Source organism: Streptomyces sp. bgisy100, assembly GCF_057709105.1.
Map to the genome: position 1 here is coordinate 23311 of NZ_JBYITE010000041.1, position 25500 is coordinate 48810.

27 protein-coding genes are annotated in these 25500 nt (G+C 71.5%); 13 read left to right on the plus strand and 14 right to left on the minus strand.

The window, feature by feature from the left end; genetic code table 11:
- Nucleotides 1–174: 174 nt before the first annotated feature.
- The 4 genes from AC3EQ1_RS23765 to ku form a co-directional block, all read right to left on the minus strand.
- Nucleotides 175–909 carry an alpha/beta hydrolase gene (locus tag AC3EQ1_RS23765; RefSeq protein WP_432096362.1) on the minus strand — a complete coding sequence of 245 codons (735 nt, stop codon included), beginning with the start codon at nt 907–909 and terminating at the stop codon, nt 175–177.
- A 252-nt stretch (nt 910–1161) separates the two neighbouring features.
- A complete protein-coding gene (locus tag AC3EQ1_RS23770) occupies nt 1162–1599 on the minus strand; it encodes a hypothetical protein (RefSeq protein ID WP_432096363.1) in 438 nt (145 codons plus the stop codon).
- A 273-nt stretch (nt 1600–1872) separates the two neighbouring features.
- A complete protein-coding gene (locus tag AC3EQ1_RS23775) occupies nt 1873–2259 on the minus strand; it encodes a hypothetical protein (protein WP_432096364.1) in 387 nt (128 codons plus the stop codon).
- A 15-nt stretch (nt 2260–2274) separates the two neighbouring features.
- The gene (gene ku / locus AC3EQ1_RS23780; RefSeq protein ID WP_432096403.1) at nt 2275–3621 is read right to left on the minus strand and encodes a non-homologous end joining protein Ku; all 1347 of its coding nucleotides are present in this window, start codon (nt 3619–3621) and stop codon (nt 2275–2277) included.
- Nucleotides 3622–3651: 30 nt separating this feature from the next.
- On the opposite strand from ku, the gene ligD reads away from it, so the two are divergent.
- From ligD to AC3EQ1_RS23795, 3 genes are all read left to right on the plus strand, one after another.
- Nucleotides 3652–4548 (plus strand): non-homologous end-joining DNA ligase, encoded by an 897-nt coding sequence (gene ligD, locus AC3EQ1_RS23785; protein WP_432096365.1) that lies wholly within the window; start codon nt 3652–3654, stop codon nt 4546–4548.
- A gap of 4 nt (nt 4549–4552) precedes the next feature.
- Entirely contained in the window at nt 4553–5452 is a 900-nt protein-coding gene (locus AC3EQ1_RS23790; RefSeq protein WP_432096366.1) for an ATP-dependent DNA ligase, read from the plus strand.
- Nucleotides 5453–5534: 82 nt separating this feature from the next.
- A complete protein-coding gene (locus AC3EQ1_RS23795; protein ID WP_432096404.1) occupies nt 5535–6158 on the plus strand; it encodes a hypothetical protein in 624 nt (207 codons plus the stop codon).
- A 120-nt stretch (nt 6159–6278) separates the two neighbouring features.
- Here the strand turns inward: AC3EQ1_RS23795 and AC3EQ1_RS23800 are convergent, their stop codons facing one another.
- On the minus strand, nt 6279–7202 hold the full coding sequence (locus tag AC3EQ1_RS23800; RefSeq protein ID WP_432096367.1) for a LysR family transcriptional regulator: 924 nt from the start codon (nt 7200–7202) through the stop codon (nt 6279–6281).
- A 295-nt stretch (nt 7203–7497) separates the two neighbouring features.
- On the opposite strand from AC3EQ1_RS23800, the gene AC3EQ1_RS23805 reads away from it, so the two are divergent.
- Both AC3EQ1_RS23805 and AC3EQ1_RS23810 read left to right on the plus strand, forming a co-directional pair.
- Entirely contained in the window at nt 7498–8322 is an 825-nt protein-coding gene (locus tag AC3EQ1_RS23805) for a L,D-transpeptidase family protein (protein WP_432096368.1), read from the plus strand.
- Between the two features lie 535 nt (nt 8323–8857).
- Entirely contained in the window at nt 8858–10690 is a 1833-nt protein-coding gene (locus AC3EQ1_RS23810) for a glycoside hydrolase family 15 protein (protein WP_432096405.1), read from the plus strand.
- Between the two features lie 153 nt (nt 10691–10843).
- Here the strand turns inward: AC3EQ1_RS23810 and AC3EQ1_RS23815 are convergent, their stop codons facing one another.
- On the minus strand, nt 10844–11473 hold the full coding sequence (locus AC3EQ1_RS23815; RefSeq protein ID WP_432096369.1) for a GNAT family N-acetyltransferase: 630 nt from the start codon (nt 11471–11473) through the stop codon (nt 10844–10846).
- Nucleotides 11474–11776: 303 nt separating this feature from the next.
- Between AC3EQ1_RS23815 and AC3EQ1_RS23820 the strand changes: the two genes are divergently transcribed.
- Nucleotides 11777–13621 (plus strand): TIGR03767 family metallophosphoesterase, encoded by a 1845-nt coding sequence (locus AC3EQ1_RS23820; RefSeq protein ID WP_432096370.1) that lies wholly within the window; start codon nt 11777–11779, stop codon nt 13619–13621.
- A 170-nt stretch (nt 13622–13791) separates the two neighbouring features.
- Here AC3EQ1_RS23820 and AC3EQ1_RS23825 read toward each other — a convergent pair whose 3' ends face one another.
- The gene (locus AC3EQ1_RS23825; RefSeq protein WP_432096371.1) at nt 13792–14643 is read right to left on the minus strand and encodes an LLM class flavin-dependent oxidoreductase; all 852 of its coding nucleotides are present in this window, start codon (nt 14641–14643) and stop codon (nt 13792–13794) included.
- Between the two features lie 396 nt (nt 14644–15039).
- Between AC3EQ1_RS23825 and AC3EQ1_RS23830 the strand changes: the two genes are divergently transcribed.
- Together AC3EQ1_RS23830 and AC3EQ1_RS23835 are read left to right on the plus strand one after the other, a co-directional pair.
- Nucleotides 15040–15441, plus strand: a complete 402-nt coding sequence (locus AC3EQ1_RS23830; RefSeq protein WP_432096372.1) for a DUF4234 domain-containing protein — start codon at nt 15040–15042, stop codon at nt 15439–15441.
- Between the two features lie 205 nt (nt 15442–15646).
- Nucleotides 15647–16189, plus strand: coding sequence for a GNAT family N-acetyltransferase (locus tag AC3EQ1_RS23835; protein WP_432096373.1), 543 nt, complete (start codon nt 15647–15649; stop codon nt 16187–16189).
- A gap of 155 nt (nt 16190–16344) precedes the next feature.
- Here AC3EQ1_RS23835 and AC3EQ1_RS23840 read toward each other — a convergent pair whose 3' ends face one another.
- Together AC3EQ1_RS23840 and AC3EQ1_RS23845 are read right to left on the minus strand one after the other, a co-directional pair.
- Nucleotides 16345–16743 (minus strand): hypothetical protein, encoded by a 399-nt coding sequence (locus AC3EQ1_RS23840; protein WP_432096374.1) that lies wholly within the window; start codon nt 16741–16743, stop codon nt 16345–16347.
- A 452-nt stretch (nt 16744–17195) separates the two neighbouring features.
- Nucleotides 17196–17696, minus strand: a complete 501-nt coding sequence (locus AC3EQ1_RS23845) for a lamin tail domain-containing protein (RefSeq protein WP_432096375.1) — start codon at nt 17694–17696, stop codon at nt 17196–17198.
- Between the two features lie 614 nt (nt 17697–18310).
- Between AC3EQ1_RS23845 and AC3EQ1_RS23850 the strand changes: the two genes are divergently transcribed.
- The 4 genes from AC3EQ1_RS23850 to AC3EQ1_RS23865 all read left to right on the plus strand — a co-directional run bounded on the left by AC3EQ1_RS23850 (nt 18311) and on the right by AC3EQ1_RS23865 (nt 20639).
- Nucleotides 18311–19537 (plus strand): helix-turn-helix domain-containing protein, encoded by a 1227-nt coding sequence (locus AC3EQ1_RS23850; RefSeq protein WP_432096376.1) that lies wholly within the window; start codon nt 18311–18313, stop codon nt 19535–19537.
- Between the two features lie 114 nt (nt 19538–19651).
- Complete coding sequence (locus tag AC3EQ1_RS23855) at nt 19652–20092, plus strand: hypothetical protein (RefSeq protein WP_432096377.1); 441 nt, start codon at nt 19652–19654, stop codon at nt 20090–20092.
- A complete protein-coding gene (locus AC3EQ1_RS23860) occupies nt 20089–20433 on the plus strand; it encodes a DUF6415 family natural product biosynthesis protein (protein ID WP_432096378.1) in 345 nt (114 codons plus the stop codon). The genes AC3EQ1_RS23855 and AC3EQ1_RS23860 overlap by 4 nt, the downstream gene beginning before the upstream one ends.
- Entirely contained in the window at nt 20430–20639 is a 210-nt protein-coding gene (locus tag AC3EQ1_RS23865; protein WP_432096379.1) for a hypothetical protein, read from the plus strand. The genes AC3EQ1_RS23860 and AC3EQ1_RS23865 overlap by 4 nt, the downstream gene beginning before the upstream one ends.
- Nucleotides 20640–20767: 128 nt before the next feature.
- Here AC3EQ1_RS23865 and AC3EQ1_RS23870 read toward each other — a convergent pair whose 3' ends face one another.
- Nucleotides 20768–21643, minus strand: coding sequence for an NAD(P)H-binding protein (locus tag AC3EQ1_RS23870; protein WP_432096380.1), 876 nt, complete (start codon nt 21641–21643; stop codon nt 20768–20770).
- A gap of 125 nt (nt 21644–21768) precedes the next feature.
- Between AC3EQ1_RS23870 and AC3EQ1_RS23875 the strand changes: the two genes are divergently transcribed.
- A complete protein-coding gene (locus AC3EQ1_RS23875) occupies nt 21769–22740 on the plus strand; it encodes an Lrp/AsnC family transcriptional regulator (protein ID WP_432096381.1) in 972 nt (323 codons plus the stop codon).
- Between the two features lie 288 nt (nt 22741–23028).
- Here the strand turns inward: AC3EQ1_RS23875 and AC3EQ1_RS23880 are convergent, their stop codons facing one another.
- The 4 genes from AC3EQ1_RS23880 to AC3EQ1_RS23895 all read right to left on the minus strand — a co-directional run bounded on the left by AC3EQ1_RS23880 (nt 23029) and on the right by AC3EQ1_RS23895 (nt 25470).
- A complete protein-coding gene (locus tag AC3EQ1_RS23880) occupies nt 23029–23541 on the minus strand; it encodes a GNAT family N-acetyltransferase (protein ID WP_432096382.1) in 513 nt (170 codons plus the stop codon).
- On the minus strand, nt 23538–24446 hold the full coding sequence (locus AC3EQ1_RS23885; protein ID WP_432096383.1) for a protein kinase domain-containing protein: 909 nt from the start codon (nt 24444–24446) through the stop codon (nt 23538–23540). The genes AC3EQ1_RS23880 and AC3EQ1_RS23885 overlap by 4 nt, the downstream gene beginning before the upstream one ends.
- The gene (locus AC3EQ1_RS23890; RefSeq protein WP_432096384.1) at nt 24422–24970 is read right to left on the minus strand and encodes a hypothetical protein; all 549 of its coding nucleotides are present in this window, start codon (nt 24968–24970) and stop codon (nt 24422–24424) included. The genes AC3EQ1_RS23885 and AC3EQ1_RS23890 overlap by 25 nt, the downstream gene beginning before the upstream one ends.
- Before the next feature lie 83 nt (nt 24971–25053).
- Nucleotides 25054–25470, minus strand: a complete 417-nt coding sequence (locus AC3EQ1_RS23895) for a hypothetical protein (RefSeq protein WP_432096385.1) — start codon at nt 25468–25470, stop codon at nt 25054–25056.
- Between the last annotated feature and the right edge of the window lie 30 nt (nt 25471–25500).

Consider the following 25500-nt stretch of genomic DNA (forward strand, 5'->3'; position numbering starts at 1 on the left):
GTCCGGCACGCGGGCAACCCGACTCGCCGGCACACCGGCTCCTCGACCCGTCCGGCACGCCGGGCTGTCTTCGGACGGTCCGTCGTCGGACGGGACGTCGTCGGACGGGACGTCGTCGGACGGGACGTCGTCGGGCGGCCGTTGTCGGGCGGGCCATCGTCGGACGAACCCCCGTCACACCCGGCAAGCCAGGCCCTCGTCCTCGCCGTCGACCGAGGCGAGCGCGGACACGACCTCCGGCGGCAGCTCCGCGGCGCCGAGGAATCCCGCGGTGAGCTGTGCCGTGATGGAGTGCCAGTCCGTGGCCCGCTTCAGCATCGCGTGGTCGCTGCCCGGAACCACCAGGCGGCAGACCTCAGCGCCCGCCGCGCGGGCTCGTAAAGCGAAACTGAGCGAGCCGCGGGGATCGGTGATCCGGTCACGGTCGGAGTGGATGAGCACCACGCTCTTCCCGGCCAGGTGCTCGACCGGCTCGTCCAGCGGACACCAGGGAGCGAGCGCGATCACCGCGCGCACCCGCGGATGGCCCCCGATGCTGAGTGCGGCGCGGGCGCCCAGGGAGTGCCCCACGAGGACGAGTGGCAGCGGTCCGACGGCCCCCGTCAGCTCCTCGACCGCGGACTCCGCGTCACGGGCGGCGTCGGCCCGCAGGCCGTTCCACCCCCGGTGCCGGTAGCGGACCTCGCCGAGCGCGACGCCGTAACCGGCCGTGGCGCGCTGGACGGCGCGGCAGATGGGACGCATCCGCAGCGCCGGCAGGTTCCAGGGGCACGGACGGTCGAGCGCGTCCGCCTGCCCTCCGTGCAACAGCAGCACACCGGCCCCCGGCTCGGCGGGCATTCTGCGCATCACCAGCGGGCGGTGCCCCACACACTCTCCGAAGCCGCGATCCTGATGGTCGTTGTCCACGCCGCGCTTCCCTTCCCCAGCGATCCTTGATGCCTCCGGGCCCGGCAGGCCCGACGCGCATCTCCCCCGCCCTGTATTCGTCGCCGGGGCGGGTGCGGATGGGTCCTCGTTTCGGAACGGCGGAGTTCTCGCTCGCAGGCCCTGCGGATCAGCCCCAGACGCCCTTGCCGATCAGCCGGGTGCGCTTTCGGGGGCCTGTGGGGAGTGGGTCAGGCGCCCTTGCCGGTGGCCCGTGCGCGCTTGCAGGCGCGCTTACCGGTGGTCCGCGCGCACGGCCCCGTGAAGCCCGGCCCGCCGCCCGGCCCCGTTCCCGTTCCGGTCGCCCGGCGGACGGGAGAGCAGCGCGGCCACGGACAGGGCGCCCCAACCCACCGATACGGCCACCGCCTTGGCCCGGGTGGCCCGGCCCGGCAGCGTCGCGCCCAGCAGTACGGCGTCGCCGAGGTCCGAGGCGATCCGCAGCACCGTGGCCGCCCGGAGCGCGGCCCCCTCGGGGGCGACGGTCATGGCGAGCCCGTTGGCGGCATCGCGCCAGGCCAGCGGGCGCAGCGAGATCGCGGTCTCCACGGCCGTCCGGCCCGCGTCGTCCACCAGGCCCGATGGGCGGGCGAGCCACTCGGGGCGGGTCGCCACCGCGACGCCGTAGGCGGCTGTGACGGCTCCGATGAGCCGCAGGAATCCCACTCGCACGTCTCTGCCTCCGCACTGTCCATGGGCCGGTGGCCCGGTGAGCGTCACCCCGGCAGGAGGGCCCCGGAATGCCCCGCAGCCGAGCGGCCCCGGAAGCCGAGCATGCCCAGCCCCCGAGCCCGGAACCCGAGCCTGCCCAGGACCCGAGGAGACCCGGAAGCCGAAGCCCAGGATCCGGGCAAGCCCGCACCGAGCCGGTCGGGGCGCCGCTTCGGCTCCCGGTCGGGCACCTCGCGCGCGGGCTCCCGTCCGGGCGACCCCGCCCGTCTCCCCTCAGGGCACCTCGCGCAGGTAGGTGGCACCGCAGGTGTGGCAGAAGGGTTCCCTGGTCGTGCCCCAGGAATCCTCCGGCCGGATGGCGGCCCGTGGGTCGAGTTCGCGACCGCAGAGGGCGGTCGTGCCGGAGTTCCGGACCATGTGCCACATCTTCACCGCTCCCAGGCCGCTCCCGTCCTCGGCCTCCCGCTGCTTCCTCCGCCGTTTCGCCCGGTGCCGCGTCAGGATGCCGCTCCCGGCGTCCCCGCGAGAGCCGCCGTGACGCGAGCCGCCGCTCCCGTCCGCCGTCCCGGTGCCGCTCCCGTCCACGGTCGCCGCCCCGCTCCCGTCCCCGGCTCCGTCCTGGGATGCGTACTCCGCGCGCAGTTCGTGCAGCGCATGCATCGGGCCACCTCCCTGTCAGGCCGAGGCGCGCTTCTTCGCGGCCGTCTTCTTGGCCGCGGTCTTCTTCCCGGCCGTCCCGCCGGCCGTGTTCGCGGCGGTCGTCCGCCGGCCGCCGGACGCGGCGGCGCTCTTCGCCGTGGACTTCGCGGTCGACTTCGCCGCGGTCTTCCCGGCGCTCTTCGCTCCGGAGCTCCGGGCCGTCGACGTGCTCTTCTTCCCGCCGCCCGCTTTCGGAGAGCCGGCCCCCGCCCCCGAGGAGGAGGCCCGGGACGACGAAGCCTTGGCCGACGCCCCGCGGGAGGAGGAAGCCTTGGCGGACGCCGATTTCACAGCGGACGTCTTCGTCGAGGAGGTCTTCGCCCCGGAAGCCTTCGCCGCGGACGACTTCGCCGCGGACGACTTCGCCGAGGACGTCCCGGCGCTCTTCCTCGCCCCGGACCCGGACCCGGACGAAGCACTCTTCCGCCCTCCGGACCCGCTGCCCGTCCCGGCGCCCCCGGCCGCGGACCTCCCGCCCGTACCGCTCTTCTTCGTGCCCCGGGCCGGGCGCAACTCCTTGACCTCGGCCTCCTCCCCGTCCTCCGCGCCCCGCTCCCCCCGGGCCACCCGCACGCTCTTCTCCAGCGCGGACATCAGGTCGATGACCCGGCCGCTCTCCGGCCGCTCCCCCGTCCCCTCGGGTTCGGTGCCCTCCAGCTTCGCCGCGACCAGGGCCTCCACGGCCTCCCGGTACTCGTCGTGCAGCTCCTCGAACTCCAGCTCACCGAGGGTGTCCATCAGGGTGTCCGCGAGATCGAGCTCGGCCTCCCGCACGGTCACCTTGGTTTCGGGCACCATGCCCTCCGGCGGCCGGATCTCGTCGGGCCACAGCAGGGTGTGGATGGCGAGCGCGTCGTCGATCACCCGGAGCATGCCAAGGGTCTCGCGCCCGCGGAGCGCGAACTTGGCCACGGCCACCTTCCGGGTGCTGGTCAGCGCCTCCCGCAGCAGGACGTAGGGCTTGGCCGCGGCCGGGCCGTCCGCCCCGAGGTAGTACGAGCGTTCCAACTGGAGCGGATCGATGCTCTCCGCGGGCACGAAGGCCAGGATCTCGATGGTCTTGGCGGTCGGCAGCGGCAGCGCGGCGAGGTCCTCGTCGGTGAGCGGCACGGTCGAGCCGTCCGGGGCCTCGTACGCCTTGACGATCTCCTCGTTGGGCACTTCCTCGTCGTCCAGCTCGCACACCTTGCGGTAGCGGATGCGGCCGTTGTCGGCGAGGTGCACCTGCCGGAACGAGACCGAGTGGCTCTCCGTGGCACCGAACACCTTGATCGGGATGTTGACCAGGCCGAACGAAATGGACCCTTTCCAGATCGATCGCATCATCCGTCCTTTTCATGGGATTCTCATGGTATGTCGCAGATGACCGAGGTGGAGGGGCGGCGCCTGGCGCTGAGCAACCTGGACAAGGTGCTCTATCCGACCGGGTTCACCAAGGGCGAGCTGCTGCACTACTACGCCACCGCCGCCGACGCCGTGCTGCCCCACCTCCGCGACCGGCCGCTGTCGTTCCTGCGCTATCCGGATGGCGCCGAGGGCGAGCACTTCTTCGCCAAGAATCTGCCGCCCGGCACCCCCGACTGGGTGAGGACCGCCGTCGTCCCCCGCTCGGGGGCCGGGGAGACCGGCCGGCACGTCCTGGTCCAGGACATGCCGACGCTGATGTGGGCGGCGAACCTGGTCACCGAGTTCCACACCCCCCAGTGGACGGCGGACGACCCCGGCACCGCCGACCGGCTCGTCTTCGACCTCGACCCCGGCGGGCCCGCGACGATCGTCGAGTGCTGCGCCGTCGCCCGGTGGCTGCGGGAGCGGCTCGGCGAGGACGGGTTCGAGGTCTTCGCGAAGACCAGCGGCTCCAAGGGGCTGCACATCCTCGCTCCGCTGGAACCGGTCGCCGCCGAGCGGGTCACCTCGTATGCGAAGGGGCTCGCCGTCGAGGCCGAGCGGGCGATGCCGGGGCTGGTGGTGCACCGGATGGCGCGGAACCTGCGCCCCGGCAAGATCTTCGTCGACTGGAGCCAGAACACCGCCGCGAAGACCACCGCCGCCCCCTACACCCTGCGCGCCCGCCGCTCCCCCACCGTCTCCACCCCCGTCACCTGGGACGAGATCGACGCCTGCACGGAGCCCGGCGAACTCTCCTTCGAGGCGGACGACATCGCTCCGCGGCTGGCGGACCACGGCGACCTGCTCGACCCGCTGCTCGACCCCGGGCGGGGACGCCCGCTGCCGGCCACGGCGGAGTGACCGCATGGCAGAGAGCCCGCCCGCGGTGGTGCTGCGTCCGCCGGTCGAGGTGATGCGCCCCCGGAACGCGGACGAGATCCCCCGGCAGGGCAGCACGACGGGAGGCTTCCAGTACTCCCTCAAGCTGGACGGCTTCCGGGCGCTGGCCTTCGTCCTGGAGAGCGGACGCGTCGTTCTGCAGTCGCGCTCCCGGCGGGACCTCGCGCCCGAGTTCCCGGAGACCGCCGCCTATCTGGGTGAGCGCCTGCCCCCCGGAACCGTGCTGGACGGCGAGCTGTGCGCCTACCGCGAGGGGCGGCTGAGCTTCACCGATCTGCTCCGCTCCCGCCGGGACCGCGAGCAGGCGGGCATCCCCGTCTACTACATCGCCTTCGACCTCCTCGCCGCCCCCGGCCGGGACGTCCGGGCCCTGCCGCTGAGCGAACGCTGGGACCTCCTCGGAACGGCACTGGCGGACGTCGGCCCGCCCGTCCAGCGGGTCCTGGCGACGCTGGACGAGGAGACCGCCCGCCTCTGGTTCCGCGACCTGCGGGACGCGGGCGTCGAGGGCATCGTGGCCAAGGCGCTGAACTCCGCCTACCGGCCCGGAAGCACCTGGTCCTGGCGCAAGATCCGGCACTCCGAGACGCGGGACGGCGTCCTGCTCGGGGTCTTCGGCCCGCCGAACCGGCCCCACGCCCTCCTGGTGCGGGTCGCCGACGAGCAGACCCCGCAGACCACGCCCCGGCTGACCACCGCCCAGGCGCGCGAGGTCGGCGAGCTGCTCCGGGGCCGGCTGGCCGACCTGACGGACCATCCGGACCACGGTCCGGTGCGGATGCTCACCACCCCGCTCCCGGTCGAACTGCGCCAGGCGGCCGGACGCCACGAGACCGCCCGCTTCGTGCGCGTACGGGCGGAGTGACAACGGACGGGACGAGCGACGCGGCCCGGAAAAGGGGCTGCCCCCGCCTCCCGCGACGACGACACTGGCAGGCGTGCTGATCATGGAAGCCGTACTGGAGACCTACGACGCCCGGGGTTTCGCCCGGTGGCCCGTCGCCGAACCCCGCCCGGCCCCCTGGCTGCCCCTGTCCGGCGCCATGCCACCGCCCGAGGTGGGCACCGCCCTGGCGGTCCTGACCATCTACAACCGGGGAGACCGCCGCTCCGACGGCGCACCCCGGGACGCCCTGGAACAAGTCCGTCGGCTGACCGACGCCGAGTGCGTCATCGCCCCCGGCGGCCTGCGGGTCCGGCACACCGGAACCGGAGTCACCGCTCGGCCCGGCTGCTGTTTCGGCCTGGAGAACTGGCGGGACTGGCTCGCCCTGACGGACGGCAGGGAGCCCTGGCTCGGGCACGACCCGACGCCGGTCGTGGAGCACGTCGGGGAGACCACCCGGCTCTGGAACGACGGCGACCGGCGGGACGGCCCGCCGATCGACATCCCCCGGGACCGACTGCCCGACCTGCTGGGCTCCGTGCAAGACGGCCTCGTCGGCTTCCTGGCGTCCGTCGGGCAGTGGGCGGACCGGCACGTCCCGTCCCTCACCGACGACCTGGTCGCGAAGCTCGACGAAGACCTGGCCATCACCGCCCCGCTGCCGGGGCACGGAGCGACGGCGTAGGAACGGGGCGCCCCGGCCCGCGCATGACCCCAGCGGGTACGGCCTCAGCAGGTACGGCCCCGGCCGGTACGGCCTCAGCAGGCACGGCCGGGCAGGAAGGCCGCAGCGGACAGGGCGGTCTCAGCCGGCCGGCGGTGCGCCCGTCAGGCTGTCGGCGACCGCGTCCGCGAAGGCCCGCGCCGACGGGCTGAGGGCGTCCCACTGACGCACCGCCCAGCCGACGGCGAGCGGCGGCAGGGCCGGTATGGGGACCAGGCGCAGCCCGCCGTGGCCCGAACCGTCGCGGACCCATCCGGGCAGCGCCGGCACCACCGCATGGCCCAGGCTCAGTTCGGCCAGCAGGAGGGCGGTGTCCCAGTCCGCGACGCTCGTCGTCGCCTCCCACCGGCTGCCCAGCCCCGTCAGGTGCTCTTCGAGGCGCAGCCGCGACGCCGAGTTCTCCGGAAGCCCGATGGGGCGGATCGAGGCGAGCTCCTCCGCGTCGATCTCCGGCCGGTCGGCGAGTGGATCGTCGGTCCGCACGGCCAGCACCCAGGGCAGCTCGACGACGGGGCGCTGCTCCATACCGCGCGCCGTGTCCGTAGCCGACGCGGCCCCGATGGTGATCCACGCCAGGTCGACCTCACCGCTGTCGAGTGCGGCGAAGCAGTGGCGGCCGGCGCTCTCCGTGTGGAACTCGAGGCTCACCCGGGGGAAGCGGCTCCGGAAGGAGACCACGGCGTCGGCCATGAAGTGCCGTACCGAGGTCGCCCCGGTGCTGACCCGGACCGTTCCGCCGCCGCCCTGCCGCAGGTCGGCGAGGCTGCGGAGGGCGAGATCGAGGCCGCCGATGCCGTGGGAGGCGGCCCGGTGGAGGATCCGCCCGGCGCGGGTGGGCGTCACGCCGCGCGGCTGCCGTTCGAGGAGGCACAGGCCCAGTTCGCGTTCGAGCCGCTTGACGTGCTGGCTCACCGCCGACTGACTGCACGACAGGTCGCGGGCGACCGCGCTGAGACTGCCGGATTCGCAGGCGGCGACGAAGACACGGAGATCATCGAGAGTCACCAACCCAAGCTAAACCTTGGGAATATGGAAGAAAACCCGTTGATTGACTTGGATGTAGTGGACGCGTCAGGCTGTTCTCGGATCCAGGCGGCAACCTGTCCGGCGCGACGCGCGACGCGCGGGACAGGTGCCGACCATCGGGCCCGAACGCGTCCCCCGGTGGTTCGGTGTGGGCCGCCGGCGTGATGAAACCGGTGGGACTTTTGACCGGCCACGCGGTGCGAGAGGGATGAGGTGCCGGCCGACGCACCGTCACCGGCGTTCCGGCCTCCACCCCCTGGTGCGGTTGATCCCCATGCTCCGTGTTCCGCTGATGCGCCGCCTGTTGGACCGTGCCCCGCCGGCAGCAGCCTTCACGCCCACCTCCTTTCCGACCACCTCCTCCCCGGCCATCACCTTGCTGACGGCCGCGCTCCTGACTACCGCGCTCCTGGCCGCCGCGCTGCTGCCGCCTCCGGCCGCGGCGTCCAGCCGGCCGGAGGGCGGCTCGCCCGTGCCGCTCCCCGCACGCATGGCCCGTACCGGGGGCGGCACCCAGCTGATCACCGCGGTCGCCCCGGGCCCGGCGTCCACCACGGGCACGGTGACCTGGTGGCGGAAGCGCGCGGGCAGCTGGGTCCGGGTGGGTTCCGCCACCGCCCGCTTCGGGGCGAACGGCCTGGTCGACGGGGGCAGACGGATCCAGGGCACCTCCACCACCCCGGCCGGGCTGTACGGGCTGCCCTTCGCCTTCGGGACCGCCGGGGCACCGGCGGGCACCTCGTTCCGGTACCGCCGGGTCACCGAACGGTCCTGGTGGTGCCAGGACAACCGCTCCACCTCCTACAACCGGTGGGTCGAGCCGCTGCCCCGGGACTGCGCCGCCACGGAGGCGGAGCGACTGGCCGCGTACCGCACCCAGTACGCGCGGGCCCTGGTGATCGGTTTCAACTACCGGCGCCCGGTCCGGGGGCGGGGCGCGGGCATCTTCCTGCACGTCAACGGGCGCGGGGCGACGGCGGGTTGTGTGTCGGTGTCCGCGCAGGCGATGCGCGCGATCCTGACCTGGGCGGATCCGGCGGCCAGGCCGCACATCGCCATCGGCACCCGCTCGGGCCCCACGACGGTCACCCGCTACTGAGGCGATCCCCCGCGGCCGACGCGACCGGGCCCCGCCCGGCAGCCCCGAAAGCCCCGACGCCCCCGCACTCACCCAACGCAGGCAACCCAGGCAGCCCGGCAACCGTCGGCCCGGCTCCCCGACACCACGGCAGCCCACCCAGCCCAGGCGGCCGATACGGCCCGGGCAGCCTGCCGGCCCGGCTCCCCAACGCCACCGCAACCCACCAGCCCCGTCGCCCCCGGCAGCCGAGCCAGCCGGACCCGGCCGGCTCCCCGGGCGAGGCAGCAGCAGTATCGACTTAGGCTGATATGTGGTGCTTACTCCCGTTCAACCACGGAGGGCGGTCGGAGTGACAGCTGACGCCGAAGGGACCGACACCGGAGCCACCCGCCCCGGCCCGCCGGACACCGGAGCCACCTCGGCCACCCGGCCGAACCCCCCGGACACCAGGGCCCCGGACGCCCAGCTCACGGACACCAGGGCCCCGAACGCCGAAGCCCCGGACCCCGGCTCCACCGGCCCCCGGCCGGCCGGCACCGGCCGCACGGCCGAGGTGCCCGAGGCCCGTGGCGGCTCCGGCGGGACGGGCCCCTCCCGCTATCTCCCGATCGCCGAGCACGGCCTGATCGGCGACCTCCGGAGCGCGGCCCTGGTGGGCACGGACGGCACCATCGACTGGTACTGCTGCGGGCGCTTCGACGCCCCCAGCGTCTTCGCCTCGGTCCTCGACGCCGACCGGGGCGGGTGCTTCGAGCTCGCCGCCGACGTGCCGTCCCGCACGAAGCAGTTCTACTTCCCCGACACCAACGTCCTGATCACCCGCTTCTTCGCGGAGGACGGGGTCGGCGAGATCCAGGACTTCATGCCGATCGTGGACGACTCCCGCGAGGCGGACCGGCACCGGCTGATCCGGCGCGTGGTGTGCGTCCGCGGCGCGCTGCCGTTCCGCGCCCGGGTGGCGCCGCGGATCGACTACGCGCGGCAGGAGCACACCGTGAGCGTCGAGAAGGGCCAGGCCCTGTTCGCGGCACCGTCCCTGACGCTCGCGCTCACCACCAGCGTGCCGATCGAGACCGACGGCCGCGACGTATGGTCCCTGTTCAAGCTGCGCGAAGGCGAGTCGGCGGTGTTCGCCCTGGACCGGGTCGGCGGCGATGTGGTGCCGCGGTCCTGTCCGCTCGGCGAGGCGGAGGAGCTGTTCGACGCCACGGTCCGGTACTGGCGCCGCTGGCTGTCGAAGTCCCGCTACCGGGGGCGCTGGCGCGAGATGGTGCACCGTTCCGCGCTCACCCTCAAGCTGCTGACCTACGCCCCCACCGGCGCGATCGTGGCCGCCCCGACGACCAGCCTGCCGGAGCAGATCGGCGGCGAGCGGAACTGGGACTACCGCTACGTCTGGATCCGGGACGCCGCGTTCTGCATCTACGCGCTGCTCCGGCTCGGCTTCACCGACGAGGCCAAGTCCTTCATGCAGTTCCTGTCCCAGCGCATCCGGGTCGGCGACAACTCCTCGGGCCCGCTGCAGATCATGTACGGCGTCGACGGCCGCAGCGACCTCCCCGAAGAGCTGCTGCCCCATCTGTCGGGCTATCTGGACTCCGCCCCGGTCCGGGTCGGCAACGCCGCCGTGGACCAGCTCCAGCTCGACATCTACGGCGCCCTCATCGACTCCCTCTACCTCTACGACAAGTGGGGGGAGCCGATCTCCAGCGAGCACTGGGACACCGTCTGCACCCTGATCGAGTGGGTGTGCGACCACTGGGACGAGCCCGACGAGGGCGTCTGGGAGACCCGCGGCGGCCGTCAGCGGTTCCTGTATTCGCAGCTCATGTGCTGGGTGGCGATCGAGCGGGGTATGCGGATGGCCGCCCACCGGGGCCTGCCCGCCGATGTGCTGCGCTGGGGCCGGGAGCGGGACGCGATCTACCGGCGGATCATGCGCCGTGGCTGGTCGGACGAGCGGCGGGCCTTCGTCCAGCACGAGGGCGACACCGTCCTCGACGCCTCCGTCCTGATGATGCCGCTGACCAAGTTCATCTCCCCGACCGACCCGAAGTGGCTGTCGACGCTGGACGCGCTGGGCGAGGACCTGGTGTCCGACTCCCTGGTCTACCGCTACGACCCGCAGGCGAGCCCGGACGGGCTGCGGGGCGAGGAGGGGACGTTCTCCATCTGCTCGTTCTGGTACGTCGAGGCGCTCGCCCGGGCGGGCCGCGGGGACGACGCCCGGCTGGCGTTCGAGAAGATGCTGACGTACGGCAATCACCTCGGCCTCTTCGCCGAGGAGATCGGCCGCACCGGCGAACAGCAGGGCAACTTCCCCCAGGCGTTCACCCACCTCGCGCTGATCAGCGCCGCGTTCAACCTCGACCGGACCCTGGGCTGACGGCCACCGCGGGCCGACCGGTCCAGCCCACGGCCGCCTCGGTCCACCACCGGCCGCACCCAGCCGGGCGCCTGCGCCGTACCGGCCCCGTCCACGGCCCCGTACCGCCCGACCGGCCCCGACCGGACCCCGGACCGGGCATCGGGACGGCCCCTACGCCCGCTCCTCCGCTCGTCCCTCCGTCTGCCCCTCCACCCGTTCCACCAGCCGGGCCTTCGCCGGCGGCCACTCGTCGGCGAGCATCGAGTAGTAGACGCTGTCCCGCCAGCTGCCGTCCGGCTGCTGGCGGTGGCGGCGCAGCACCCCCTCGTGCCGGGCGCCGAGCCGGGCGATGGCCTGCTGCGAGCGGACGTTGCGGTGGTGGGTCTTCCACTGCACGCGCCCCATCCCCAGCTCCTCGAAGGCATGGGTGAGCAGCAGCAGCTTGGCCTCGGGGTTGACGGCGGTGCCCCAGCGCGCGCGCCCGTACCAGGTGGAGCCGATCTCCAGCTGTTCGTGGTGCGCGCTCAGGTCCAGGTAGGTGGTCTGCCCGACCGCCCGGCCGGTCTCGCCCAGCACGACCGCGAACGGAACGGTCAGGCCCGCCTCCTGCTCGGCGAGCTGCTGCTCGACCAGACCGCGCAGGGCCTCCTCGGTGCCGGGCGTCCGGACGGACTGCCAGCGCCAGACCTCGTCGTCGGCGCCTCCGGCCTCGAACAGGTCCGGGACGTGGCCGGCCGTCAGCGGCTCGAGGCGGATGGTGCGGCCATGGAGGACAACGGGCACAGGGAGCGCACAAGTCATGATCACATCGTAGCCGCGCTCTGCACTAGAGACAATGCCTCATTGCACTAATACATAACCGCCCCCTCTCGACTCCCGCCGAACGCGGCCCCCTTCCTGAACAGCGGATGAGCGCCCGGCAGCGCACCCATGACGCCCACGAACCGCCTCACCCCCGACGCCATCGCCGACCGCTCCCGGGCGTTCCGCGTTCCGGCACCGTTCAGGAATCAGCAACTCCGGCCGTTCACGATCCCGGAGAGAAAAGTCGACTCAGCGACGTATCGATCTTGCTGATCCCTGACGCGGCACCGGAAGGACCCCATGGCCGGAACCGATTCGGCACCCACCGCACCCACCGCCCTCGACGCTCGCACCGCCCGCACCGCCTCCCCCGCCCTGAACCGCCGGAACTTCCTGCTCACCTCCGGCGCCGCCGTCGCCGCCGTCGGGCCGCTCGCGCCGCTCCTCCCCGCTCCCCGCAGCAGCCCGCCCCCGCCCGCCGCGCGGCCGGCGGCCGGCACCCCGGCCACCACGCCGCCCGTCCGGCGCGCCGCACCGTACGGGGCGACCACCCTGGAGACGACGGCACGTCTCCCCGGCGGGGCGGGCAACGGCTACCGGCGGCTGACCTCGGGCCCCGGCCGCCCCCTGGTCGTACGGGGCGAGCTCGCCGCCCCCGGAGCGGGCCGGAAGGACCGGCGCACCGCCCTGGCGTGCTTCGTGCAGTTCACCGACCTGCATGTGGTGGACGTACAGAGCCCCTTGCGCACCGAGTTCCTGCGGGCGCGGAACGCCGGCTCCTGGCGGCCGCAGGAGGCGCTGTCCGTGGCCGGCGCGGTCTCCCTGGTGGAGCAGGTGAACGCGCTGGACAAGGGCCCGCACACCGGGCTGGCCCCGGCGTTCGTCATGACCACCGGCGACAACGTGGACAACAACTCCTCGATCGAGCTGGAGTGGTTCCTCACCGTCATGAACGGCGGCCGGATCACCCCCAACACCGGCGACCCGCGCTCCTACGAGGGCGTGCAGAACTCCGGCCTGCCCCTGTACTGGCACCCCGACGACCGGCTGCGCGACCAGGACAAGAAGCACGGCCTGCCGCACCTCCCGGGCTTCCTGGACGCGGCGGTGCGCCCGGTCACCAGCCCCGGGCTGCGCATCCCGTGGTACTCCACGGTCGGCAACCACGACGACCTGCCGGGCGGCTGCTGGGCCCCCGGCGACCCCGCGCTGGCCGAGGCCGCCACGGGCGCCCGGAAGCTGTACCGCGTCCCCGACGCCGAGCTGGCCGCCCTCGCGACCGCGGTCTCCACCGGCGACGACCCCAAGGCCGGAGTGCTCAAGAAGATCCTGGCCGACTACGCGCCGCGGGCGAGGTCGGTCACCCCCGACCCCCGTCGCAGGCCCTTCACCCCGCACGAATACCTGGCCGCGCACCTGGAACCGCGGCACACCGGCCCCGGCCCGGCCGGCCACGGCTACACCGCCGCCAACCTCGACGGCGACCGCATGTACTACGCGTTCCCGGTCGCCGAGGGCGTTCTCGGCATCAGCCTCGACACCACGTACCTCAGCGGCCACTACGAGGGCTCACTGGACACCGGGCAACTGCGCTGGCTGGAGCGGACGCTGGCCGCCCACAGCTCCCGGCACTACGACGCCGACGGCCGGACCGTCCGCAACCCCGCGGCCGACGACGCCCGCATCCTGGTCTTCAGCCACCACAACAGCCCCACCATGCTGCGGCGGCCCGACGCTGCCCGGTCCGAGGAGCGGCGGCACGACGGCGCGGAACTGATCGCGCTGCTCAGCCGGTTCCCGAACGTGGTGGCCTGGATCAACGGCCACAGCCACACCAACCGGATCACCCCGCACGCCCACCGCACCGCCCACCGGTCGTTCTGGGAGATCAACACCGCGTCCCACATCGACTATCCGCACCACGCGCGCGTACTGGAGCTGGTCGACAACCACGACGGAACGCTCTCGCTGCTCACGACCCTCATCGAGTCCGCCGCCCCGCACCGGACGGACCCCGGCGACCTGTCGGCGGTCGGACTGGCCTCCCTGTACCGGGAGCTGTCGTACAACGCCCCCGGCGTCAGGGAGGGCCTGGCGGGCACTCCGGCGGACGGCAACACGGAACTGCTCGTCCGCTGCGCGTAGGGCGCTCCGGCGGACGGCACGAATGTTCCGTCGTGGGAGACCTGAGGAACGACGCCACAGCACACGGCACCACGGAACGGCGTGACCGGGAACGATCGGGGCCGAGCAGTCCGGAATCCACCCGGAATCCACCCGGCCCCTGGAACGCCCCCGGGGCGCCCCTCGGAACGTCAGAACACCACGTCGGCGAGGCGCTCGACCTGGTCCGGATCCGAGGACCAGCAGTAGAGCATCACTTCGTCGGCGCCGATGCCGGTGAACCCGGTGACCGCGTCCCGTATCCGCTCCGGCGTGGTGAGCAGGCCCCTCGCCACCTCGTCGGCGCGCCCGGTGAAGGCGTAGTAGCCGCGGAGGTTCCGCCGCGCCTCGGCGACCACCGGGTCCGGGCCGAGGACGGCGTTGACCTGGGCGACCAGGCGCGGCCGGCCCGGGCGCGACCACCGCTGCCAGGCCGCTTCCGCGTCCCGGAAGAGGCGGTCCATGAGCTGCGGGGGCAGCGAGGCGCCGAGAAAGCCGTCACCCCAGCGGCCGACCCGCTCGATCGCCGCCGGCGCGAAACCGCCGAAGAGTACTTCGGGACCGCCGGACGTCGCGGGCCCGGGGCCGATCGGCCCGGCGCCCTCCCCGTACGGCTCACCGGCCCAGACGCGGCGCAGGGCGGCCATCTGCTCGTCGAGCCGGCGTCCGCGGCGGCGGGGGTCGATCCCGGCGGCCCGGCAGTCGTCCTCGCGTCCGCCGACCCCGATGCCCAGGGTGAAGCGGCCGCCGGACAGACGGTCGAGGGTGGCGGTCTGCTTGGCGAGCACGGCGGTGTTGTGCTGCGGGGCGAGCAGGACCTCGGTCTGCACCCGGATCCGGCGGGTGGCTCCGGCGAGGGCCGCGAGGGTGACGAGTGGTTCTGGGTTGTCGTAAACCAGCCGGTCGAGCAGCCCGAGCGTCCGGAAGGGGCTGTCGTCCGCGCGCCGGGCCCAGTCGGGCAGCAGCTCGGGGGCGTCGATCGGAAGGCCGAGGCCTATGTGCATGGCAGAACTCTCCTGGTGGAAGGGCAGGCTGAAGCGATGCCGCCCCTCCGTGGCCGCGCACGAACCGTGCGCGCCTGCTCCCGTTCTGCGGCGTCCTTCTGGGAGCGTGATCGTCAGAGTGCGCCCACCGTAGCCCGCGCCCCGCCGCGTCGGCACCGCATTTTCGGCCCCGCTGTTCCGGCACCACCGGGGGCCGCGGTCCAGGCACCACCGGGGCCACGGTCCGGGCACCATCGGGGCCACGAGCCCGGCACCTCCGGCTCCACCCGCGGCCGGCCGCGACCCGGCACCACGGGTGAGCGAAGGGAGAGCGCAACCGGTAGCGGCGATTGCCGCCCTCCGGAGGCGGCCGTACGCTCAAGACATGCACATGCAACGCGTCCTGGAGGCATCCCGGTGACCGGCCGCGCGGGCAAGTACCGCAACATCTTCCTGGTGTGGCTGGTCTGGCCCCTCATCACCCTGGGGATCTACCACCTGGTCTGGTACTACAAGGTGAACCGCGAGTCGCGTGACCTCGACCGCCGGATCGAGGTCGATCCCGTGGTCTCGGTGCTCGCGGTGACCCTCGGCGCCCTGCTGATCGTGCCGCCGTTCGTCTCGGTGTACAAAACCGGCACCCGCATCGCCCGAATGCAGCAAGCAGCCGGAATGCAGCCCACCTGCAGCCCGCTGATCGGCCTCCTCCTCACCTTCGCGCTGAGCCTGCACTCGCTCTACTACCAGCACGAGCTGAACCAGATCTGGGAGCGCTACGGCTATCCGGCGGAGGGCCAGGAAGTACCGCTGGCGGGCTGACGACCGGTCCACGGCGTCAGCCTCCGGACCGCCCGGACCGGGAACCCGGCTCCCGGGGCGGCACGGCCGTCGGGCCGGGGCTGGGCCGGGCGGGGCGGCGTCCCGACCGAACCGCACCGCGCGCGGACCGCACCGCACCGCACAGACGTCGCACGCCTGGCCGAAATCGCCGGTGTGCGCCGCCTCCCGCCGGAACACTGGGGGCATGAGCATCGAGCTGAGGCAGGCAGCGCCAGGGGACTACGACCGCATCGTCACCGTCATGGACGAGTGGTGGGGACGCCCCATCCGCTCCGGCCTCCCCCGTCTCTTCCTCGACCACTTCTCCCGCACCAGCCTGATCGCCGAGGACGGCGGCCGGCCCGGCACACCCGCCGGATTCCTGGTGGGTTTCCTGTCGGACGCCGACCGCGAGACCGCGTACATCCACTTCGTCGGCGTCGCCCCCGGGCACCGGGGCGGCGGGCTGGCCCGCCGGCTCTACGCCCGGTTCTTCGAACTGGCCCGCGCCGACGGCCGGTCCGTGGTGCGGTCGGTCACCTCGCCGCGGAACACCGCGTCGATCGCCTTCCACACCGCGCTGGGCTTCACCGTCACCGGACCGTTCACCGACTACGACGGCCCGTCGGAGGACCGCATGTGCTTCCGCCGCGGCCTCGACGCCCTCCCGTCCGGCCGGGCGGAGGCAGCGCACGGAACCGGTACGGCGGACGGCGCCCCGGCGCGGGGCGGGCAGCGCGAAGCCTGAACGAGGCCGCTGAGCCTGAGGGGACCGAGACCGAAGGAGGCGCGGAGGCTTGAGGACTCGGAGACCGGAAAACTCAGAGGCCGGAGAAGGGGCCCCCGAGGCCGGAGGAGCAACCGAAGTCGGAGGGGGAACCGAAGCCGGAGGGGCGCCGACGCTCAGCAGCCGTTGTAGCCCGCGGTCGGCATCGACAGCCGACGGTGCACCCGGGCCTTCATCTCCGCCGTGTACGCAGGCTCGGGCAGACCGGTCGTCTCCACCGGGATGCCGCGCCGCTTGCACTCCGCCTCGAAGGCTCCGACGTCCCGCAACGCCCTCTCCAGCACGCGCCGGTTCGGAGCGAGGAATATGTCGACCAGCCCGTCGTCCGCGTCCTTCCACCAGCCCCAGCTCGTCCCCGTCGAGTCGTGGGTGGTGTGCTGCACATGGACGGTGTGCCCGTGCCGGGCGGCCCACTCCTCGCACAACCTATGCTGGGTCCGGGCGTCGGCGAGGAACGGATCCGAGTCCAGCGCCTCGTCGAGCGGCGTCTGACAGGTGATGGTCGATACGCGCACGGCTGTCCCCCTCGCTAGCGGTGGGAGTCGACAGTACCCGCAGCGTGGGAGCGCGCGGGAGGCGTGCCGCCAGGGCTCGCATAGCCGCAGCCGTAGCAGACCATCCAGCCGTCCTGATTCTTCGTCAGAACACCGCCGCACCGGGGACAGGCGTCCATCCGGGCCGCCGCGACGGCACCGGCGCGGAGCCGCCTGCCCACTGCTGCTGTCACGAGGTCTCCCCCGGTGGTGGAACGTAGAGTGCCCCGAGCGTACCGGCGCCCGGACGCCCGCCCGGCCCGCCGCACCCGGGGCGAGGGTACGGACGTCCCCGTACTTCCGGACCGCTGTGCGTACCAGGCCGTGCGGGGCACGGGGACGGCGGCGCCGGACACGGAACAGCGCCGCCTCCACCCCGGTTCGGACGGGGTGGAGGCGGCGCTGCTGTTCAGCGGAGCTCAGCGGAGCGGGTGTCAGCAGTCGGTGTGACCGCCGTCGCCACGGCCCCAGCGGCACTGGTCGACCCGGTTGCCACCGTCGGTGCGCAGGGTCAGGCTGCCGCGGTTGTTGTCGTACAGGTGACGGTTGGAGTCCTGGTAGCGGTGCCAGCGGTGGTCACGGCCGTGGCCGGTGTGCACCGTGACCTCCTGGCCGCGGCGCAGCCGCAGCCGGTCGAAGGTGTAGGTGTGGCCGTCCCGGTCGCTCACCGTGTAGTTGCGGAGCTGGACCGCGTGCCGTCCGTTGTTGACGACGGTGAAGAACTCGCTGTTGAGCGAGCGGTCGTTACGACGGTCCGGGCCGGGAGCGTCGTACTGGACCTGCCCGATCTCCAGGCCGCGGTGACGGCGGTCGTCCTGATGGGCAGAGGCCGGCATCGCGGCGGCAGTCAGCATCGCCCCGGTGATCAGGGCCGTGGCGGTGAGGGTACGAGCGGTGCGGGACATGTTGATCCCCTGCTTTCCGTGTGCAGGCATGGCCAAAGAAGGCCCATGACCAGGTGGTTCATCCCGACCGGATGGCCGGGCCAGACCAGATTGGGGCCACCGGGGTGCTGGTAGAGCACTAAACCATTGCGTGTTACACAACACGGACATTCACGCAACAACAGTGCGCTAAGGCGCACGACCCCGGCGCGCGGCACACCTCAATGCCGTGGCCCCTACACCCACCCATATGGGACAAGCCCCCCGAGGCTTCGACACCGCCTCTCCCCCGTCATCGGCACACCCCCCGGGTGACCTGAGGACCCCACGGCACGTAACAGGCGACCATCACCCGAACGGCGTAGCGCCGACGCGACACCGAGCCGCGCCGAGGGCACCGAAGCCCTCTTCGCCCCCTCGGGGACCCCCACCAAGGGCGGGGACACCCACCCGTTCGGAGTACGGAGACGGCCGGGAGAGCGATAAGTCCGCCCACGAGTACGGAGAATCCGGCCGTCCGTGCTCAGTCGCGCGAAGGCTGCGGTGGCCGCCAGTGCTGCTGCGCCCGGCGTCAAGAAGCAACAGGGAGTTCACCGCGGATGTTGGTCGTGCGGAATGGTCACCCCATACGCTGGCCGTCCGAGCGTCGTACAGCTGGGGGCATCATGAGCGAGCGTCACGTGGGGAAGCGCGTCCGGGAGATGCGGAAGGTCCGTCAGCTCTCGGTCCGGCAGCTCGCCGAGCGAGTCACTATTTCCGTCAGTCTGCTGGAGAAAATCGAGAGCGGGTCCCGGAACCCGGCCCCCGGCCTCGTCACCCAACTCGCGCGCGCCCTGAACGTAGGGCCGGACCGCCTCACGGGCCAGCCATACGTCAACGGCGCAGAGACCGAAGAGCAGGTCCAGGCCGTCATCCCAGAACTCCGCCGGGTACTGCTCACCTACGACAACCCCGACGACTTGGTGACCCCTGCCCGGCCCCTCGCGGACCTCGTCGCCGAAATGGACCACGTCGCCGCAATGCGGCAAGCCGGCCGCTACGTACCGATGGGGCCACTGCTGCCCGGGCTGCTCACCGAGCTCACCCACATCGCTCTCACGTCGTCCGGCAAGCAGCAGCGACAGGCCTACTGGTGGCTGGCCCGGGGCTACCGAGCCGCCAATTCCCTTGCCCACAAACTGGGCTATCACGATCTCAGCCTGACCGCGGTGGAACGGGTGCACTGGGCCGCCGACCGGTCCGGCGATCCGTTGATGCAGGTCACCGCCGCTTACCTCAAGGCCGGAGCGATGGTGCGCATGGGCACGTATGCCAGCGCCCGCCGGGTTCTGGAGGGGCTGATCGACGAGGTCGAACGACTCTCCCCGGAGCGGTCCCTCACCGACCCGCACCTCGCGGTGCAGGGTGCCGTCCTGTTGAAGCTCGCCATCCTGGAAGCTCGTGACGGACACCTGGAGCGGGCGCAGGAGCGCCTGGCCGATGCTCGGGGGTGTGCCGGCTACCTACGCGGCGACAGCACCCACTACGAGATGAGCTTCGGAGCGACCAACGTGAGAATCCACGAGGTCGCGGCACTGATCGATACGGGCGACACCGAGCAAGCGCTCGCCCGGCTGCGGGAGTGGGGAGTCGAACAGGACCGCGAGGAGTGGGAGCTGCCTGCGGGCATCGTGGCGGAACGGGCAAGCCACCACCACATCGATGTGGCAGCAGCCCGGCTGGCCGAAGGTGACCGGGCCGGAGCGCACCGGGATCTGCTGGAGGCGCGCCGCCTCTCGCCCAACCACGTCCGGTTCCACCCCACGGTGAGGAGCACAGCGGCGACGCTGGTGCGTCTGGACCGGTCACAGGACGACAGTCTCGCTGGCTTCGCTCGTTGGGCAGGAGTCTGACAGCTGGTCAAGGGAATCGCCCAAGGTTCACCCCGTACACATTGTGCGGGCACGGCCACTACCGCGAGAAAGGATCCCCTCACTGACCGCAACGCGTGACGTGAGGGGATCTACGTGTCCACCAGCAGTACCAACGCAGCCCGCCGGTGGCTCGCCGGAGCCGACCCCGGCCGCGCCGACCGATGGGCGAGCGACGATGCGGTCGGGCTTCTCCCGTTGGGCCGCGTCTGGGATGCCGTTCGACTCCCTGCCCTTGACGGGCTTCGCGTCGCAGAACTGGACGCCATCGACGGACCAGTCATTCATGACCCCGCCGGCCGCACGGTCTACGTGCTTGTCCCCCACGACACCTCGGAAAGCTGGCAGGTCGAGGGGACCGAGCGTCTCGGCGACACCTGCCACCTGGCCGTCCCCACTCCGGACCGGCTTCAACCACCCGGCCCGTACTGGGTACAGGCTCCTGACGGCTCCGGCCGCCTCACCGCGCCTGCCGCCCTCGCGAACGCGCTGACCGGTACACCTGCGCTGCGTCTGCCCGCGGAGGCGTTCGGATGAGCCGAGCGACCAACCCGTCCCCCATCGACCGGGCCACCATCCAGGCCGCGATCGACCGGGCCTTACTCACCGGCACCGGCCGCCTCGACCCAGACGAACTCACTCGCCTCGAAGCCGCCCTCCGCAAGCACATCACCGCCCTTCTCCCCGCGGCGGACGCCGCCACCGACCGGCTCTGGCGCGGCAGTCTGGCGTGGTACACCCGCCGCGCACGCGTCGACGGCATCCGGCACCAGGCCGGACAGGGCCTCGGTGACGGCCCGCTCTCCGCGCACATCCAGGTCACCACCCTGGCCCGCGACTGCCAGTGGCTCCTGGCCGAACACCGGGAGCGGCCATGAGCACCGGAGAACCGATCCGTACCGGTCAATGGTGCACCTGGTGCACCGGGCGGACCGACCAGCCCACCCTCATCGCCGTCATCGAAACCGGCAGCGGACCCGGCGCGATCCAGTACGCCTGCCCGGACTGCATGCGCATCCACCGGCTACGGCCCTTCGATCCGGCCATGAACGGCTGTCCCGTCTACGAGCGCCGCCGCACCTGAGAGATGCACCCGAGATCGTGTTGAAGCTCTCTGAAGATCCCCACCGGTGCTCGCCGTGTTCGCCAGTCCTGCTCTTGTTCCTCACCCCTGTGTGACGGCCATGTTCGTGCCGCGCGGTCGGCACAGCGTCACACGAAATCGGCAGCGTGATCGGCCACCCATTGGCGGTAGGTGCGGGCGGGTGTGCCGGTGACCGTTTCGACTGTGGAGGTGATGCTCGGGCGAGGGGCGGCGAGCATGTCGGCGTAGCCGTCGAGGAGGGGATCCACGAACGGGTCGGGAAAGTTGTCGTCGGCCAGGAGTCGCTGGCGTGCTTTCTCGCGGGACAACTCTTGCCACTGGAGGGGACGGCCCAGCATCTCGCCGATGGTTCGCACTTGCTCGGCTTGGGTGAGGACCTCGGGGCCGGTCAGGTGATGGACGGCATGAACGTGGCCGTCTTGGGTGAGGGAACGTACGGCCACGGCGGCGATGTCTGCCTCGTGGAGGAGCGCCATGGGTACCGCTCCGTAGGCTCCCTGCACCATGTCACCGGCCCGGATCTGATCGGCCCACCACAAGGTGTTGGTGGCGAAGGTGCTGGGGCGCAGGTGGGTCCAGGCGAGCCCGGACTGCGCGATGAGGTGTTCGACGTGTCCATGGGACTGGCCCACGGGGTGGGGCTGCTGCTCGGGGGTGAGTCCGTCCTGGACGGCGCCGGACGACAGGAACACGACCCGGGGGGTGTGGCGCTTGATGGCGTCCACGACGGTGGCAGCCGGATCGGCGCTGTGGAAGGGCCACATCAGGAATACGGCGTCCACGCCTTCCAGAGCCGCCTCCAGTGCGGTGGGGTCGGCCAGGTCCCCCTGCCGTACGTCGACGTCATCGGAAAGTCCGGCGGCCGCGGGGTTGCGGGCCAGTGCCCGCACCTTGCAGGTGGTGACGGCGATGAGTTGGGACACCACCTGTCGGCCCACATTGCCCGTGGCCCCGATGACCAGGATCGTGTTCTTGGCAGTCATCGAAAGTTCTCCTTGCCTGTGCTGCGCCGGCGCGCCTTCATCCCCGTCACGATCACCGGTACGTAGACCCGATGCCGGCCAGCAGCTCATGAATGCAGGATTCCGTCATGCAATAGCCTGAATCGATGGATACCGTCACACTGGATGCGACTGACCGTGGCCTGATCCACGCCCTGCAGATCGACGGGCGCGTGTCGTTCCGCGCGGTCGCTGAGGTGCTGGGCGTCTCGGAGAACACCGTCGCCCGCCGATACCGGCGACTTCGGTCGACCGGCTTGCTGCGGGTCGTCGGAGTGGTCAACGGGGTACGGCTGGGCTACACGTCCTGGACGCTCCGGGTGCAGTGCACTCCTGATGCGGCCGGCTCCATCGCGAGCGCACTGGCGGCCCGGCCCGACACCTCCTACGTGCACCTGCTCTCCGGAGGCACGGAGATCTCCTGCAACGTCCAGACACCAACCGCCGCCGACCGCAACGCCCTGCTGCTCGACAAGCTCCCTCGTACCAGCCGCGTCACCGCGGTCTCCGCGCATCTCCTCCTGCGCGCCACCGCACTGCCCATCACCTGGGCGGGCTCCGCCTGGCTCACCGAGGAACAGGCCCGCACACTCCGCCCCGCGCCCACGTCCCCGGCCGCCGGGCCTGTCGCCCTCGACGAGCAGGACCGGGCCTTGCTGCACGTCCTCGCCCGCGATGGACGGGCCAGCTACGCCGAGCTCGCCACCGTCGCGTGCAACGCGGACTCCACCGTCAAACGCCGCCTGGACGCACTGCGCCGGAACGGAATCCTCACCTTCATCGTCGACGTCGCCCCAGCCGCTCTCGGCTTCCCTACCGAAGCGCGGCTCTGGATGTCCGTGCAGCCCTCCCGGCTCTCCGACGTGGCGCTGGCCATGGCCGAACACCCAGAGATCTCCTTCGCCGCCATGACCACCGGCCCCAGCAACCTTGTCGCCACTGTCAACTGCCGTGATGCCGAAGACTTGTGTCGCTACCTCACCAAACGCGTAGCCGCACTCGATGCCATCCGATCCATCGAGACCGCCCCCGTCATCCGCACTCTCAAAGGCGCGGCAGGGTACCTCCCGACACGCTGACCAAAGCAACCCTTCAGTTGAACCGGAAACCCCGTGAGGCGAAGAGCAATGGGTAGAGATTTTCGAAGAGCCCCATCAACCGGGCCGCCGGCGGCCCGCTCCGTCGGCAGCCCCTTGAGACCCGCTCCGGCCGATTCCTTGGCCGGACCCCCACCGGAAGGCCGGACCCCGGCCGGAACGGGCGGCCCACCAGGGGCCACGGCAGTGCACGTCCGGTGCCGGGACCGGGCGCCGATACAGCAAGGGGGCTCCTCAGCGGCCACGTTCGTTGCCCCATGCCCCAGTCGCTTACTCCGGGGTGTGAGGATCGTGCGGCCGACGGATTTCGTACACCGGAAAGTTGACCCCCGTTCGGCCGAGTGCGGATCCGGTGGGCATCGTGCCGGTCCGGACGAATGCGGCCTTGATCAAAACGCTGCCCGATGCCGGGTTGTCAGGGTGGTGTTTTGCACTGAGACGGGTGATCTCCGTATGAGCGAAGGCGAAAGCAACGGCGCATTTGACTGCTTCCGTTGCATAGCCGTTTCCCCAGGTGTCATCGCGCAAGATGTAGCTCAGGGTTGCATGCCTCCGCCCGCGCTCACGGAGTTTCACCAGGCCGACGACATCACCGCTGAAAACGATGGCGAAGCACCAGCGCTCACGTGGAGTCGTACTTGCCTCGGTAATGGCCTTCTCCACGTACTCCGCTGCCTCATGTGCGGTCATGGGGTTAGCACGAGTGAAGGCCAGCGAGGCGCCGCTGTAGATCCGCTGGACAGCCGGAGCATCATCCAGCACGAGGCTCCGCAATTCGATCACTGTGTGGACTCAGCGAGGGCGGCAGTCACCTCGGCAGCGGTAGGCCGCCGGTCGGGGTCGGGGGCCAGACACGTGGTGATGAGGTTCTCGAAGGTGGGGAAGGGCCACGGCCGGGCCTCCTCCAGCGGGACGGTGCGGACTTGCGCGATGGACTGGAGCTTGTCCCTTCGGTCGGCGTCGTCCCTGTATGCCACAGGGCGACGCCCGGTCCAGCACCAGAACAGTGAGGCGCCCAGGCCCCAGATATCAGCCGGCGGCTGAACGCGGATATGCGTGTCCTCACTGGTGGACAGGATGGCGTCTGCGACTTCGGGGGCTGTGGTGTGGGTGAGCGCACCCCGGTACGGCAATCGTCCGGCGTCGTCGGTGCCGCACGCCAGCGCGTAGTCGATCAGGTGCACGCCAGCGGAATCGACGAGTGTATTGGTGGGCTGGACGTCGGCGTGTGCCCATCCGGCAGCGTGCAAGGCATCCAGGCGCTGGGCCCAGGTTCGGGCGATGTCCAGCAGCCAAGGATGCACGGAGGGGCGATTTCCTTCAGTGCCGCGGGCCAGGGCCAGGGCGCGCCACACTGGGACGCCGTCGATCCACCGCACGGCAAGCCACCGGCCGCTCTCCCAGGAGCCGGCGTCGAGACGGTATGCGGCGTCGATGGCGCCTACCTTGGTCAAGTGGATGAGGTGGCGGTCTTCCTGGTCGATCTCTGCGGCCTTGTCCCGGGCATCGGGACTGCTGGATGTGTTGGCTTTGAGCGCCAGAAGCATGTCCGGCGTGGTCACCTTCCAGGCCCTGGAACCACGCCTGTCGCTGAGCAGGTCCGCGTCGACCGGAGAGCCGAACCGCTCAGCCAGGCGGTCGGTTGCCTCGTGTGGAGGTACTGTCATGCCAGGAGCTGCGTCGCCCATGTGCGTACTGCCTTCCAGTCCTCTGGGAGATCCTTGATCACATCGCACCCGTCGTCCGCCGCACCCGCCACGGCGGCGGCAAGCTCCGGTGTCCGGCTCAAGAAGCGCGGATCGCGAGCGCGCACAGCCACCCGCACCGGAAGGAACGAACACGGGGGCACCGGGATACTGCGGCCGTAGCGGTCTTTGCCCTGTTCCCCCGCCCAGAACTTCCCGAACATCAGCCCAATGGGCCCATACAGGTTCTTCAATGCCCAGTGCGGCCAAGCCATCAACTCACGATGGTCGATACCGTCACCAGCGAGAAGGACAATGTTCTCGCATACGAGCGCCCCGTGCGGCCGACTCGCCAACGGCCTTATCCGCTCCGCTGCTTGTACGCCGGCATGGAATACCTCGGCCTCGCTCGACTCCGCGTCTCCGACGACCTCGAACACCGTCCACCCCGTCAGCCCCCGTGCCATCGAGGGCGCCAGATACTGACAGTGCTTCGATACGGCGTGCACATAGTCGGTGATGTCCACTGACTGCGGCCTGGTGGTGCGTCCCTCGATGAGGCGGAGCGCTCCGGCCGTAGGTCGGAGCGCTCCGCCAGCGTGCGTGCTGGTCACGGTGCGATTGCCTTGCGCCGCTCCGGGACCACGTCGCCGCCGTCGCCAGGGACGGGGGAACAGTCCCATTCGGCGACTACTTCCCCCGTCTCCCGGTAGTGGGTGAATCGCCTCTCGTCGACCTGTCCGTCAATGCCGGTGAACCAGATCTCCGGCAGTGCTCCGTGCATGTCCTCGTATGCGGAGATCCAGGAGATAGGGCCTTTCCCGTGGCTCCTCCTGTGCCCCAATAACTGCCCCGCGTGCTGCGCAGTGAATTCGGCATACTCAGCGGTGTGCATGAGACGATGCCATTCGACGTCGATGGCGGGGCAGAACATCTGGGGCGCCGGGCGGCCGGCCTCGAACTGCTGGGCGCTCACCTCGAAAAACTTACCCAGCTCGACACGTTCCGGGGTTTGTGTGGTGTTCATAGTCGTGACCTCTCATTGGTTCGAGTGGTG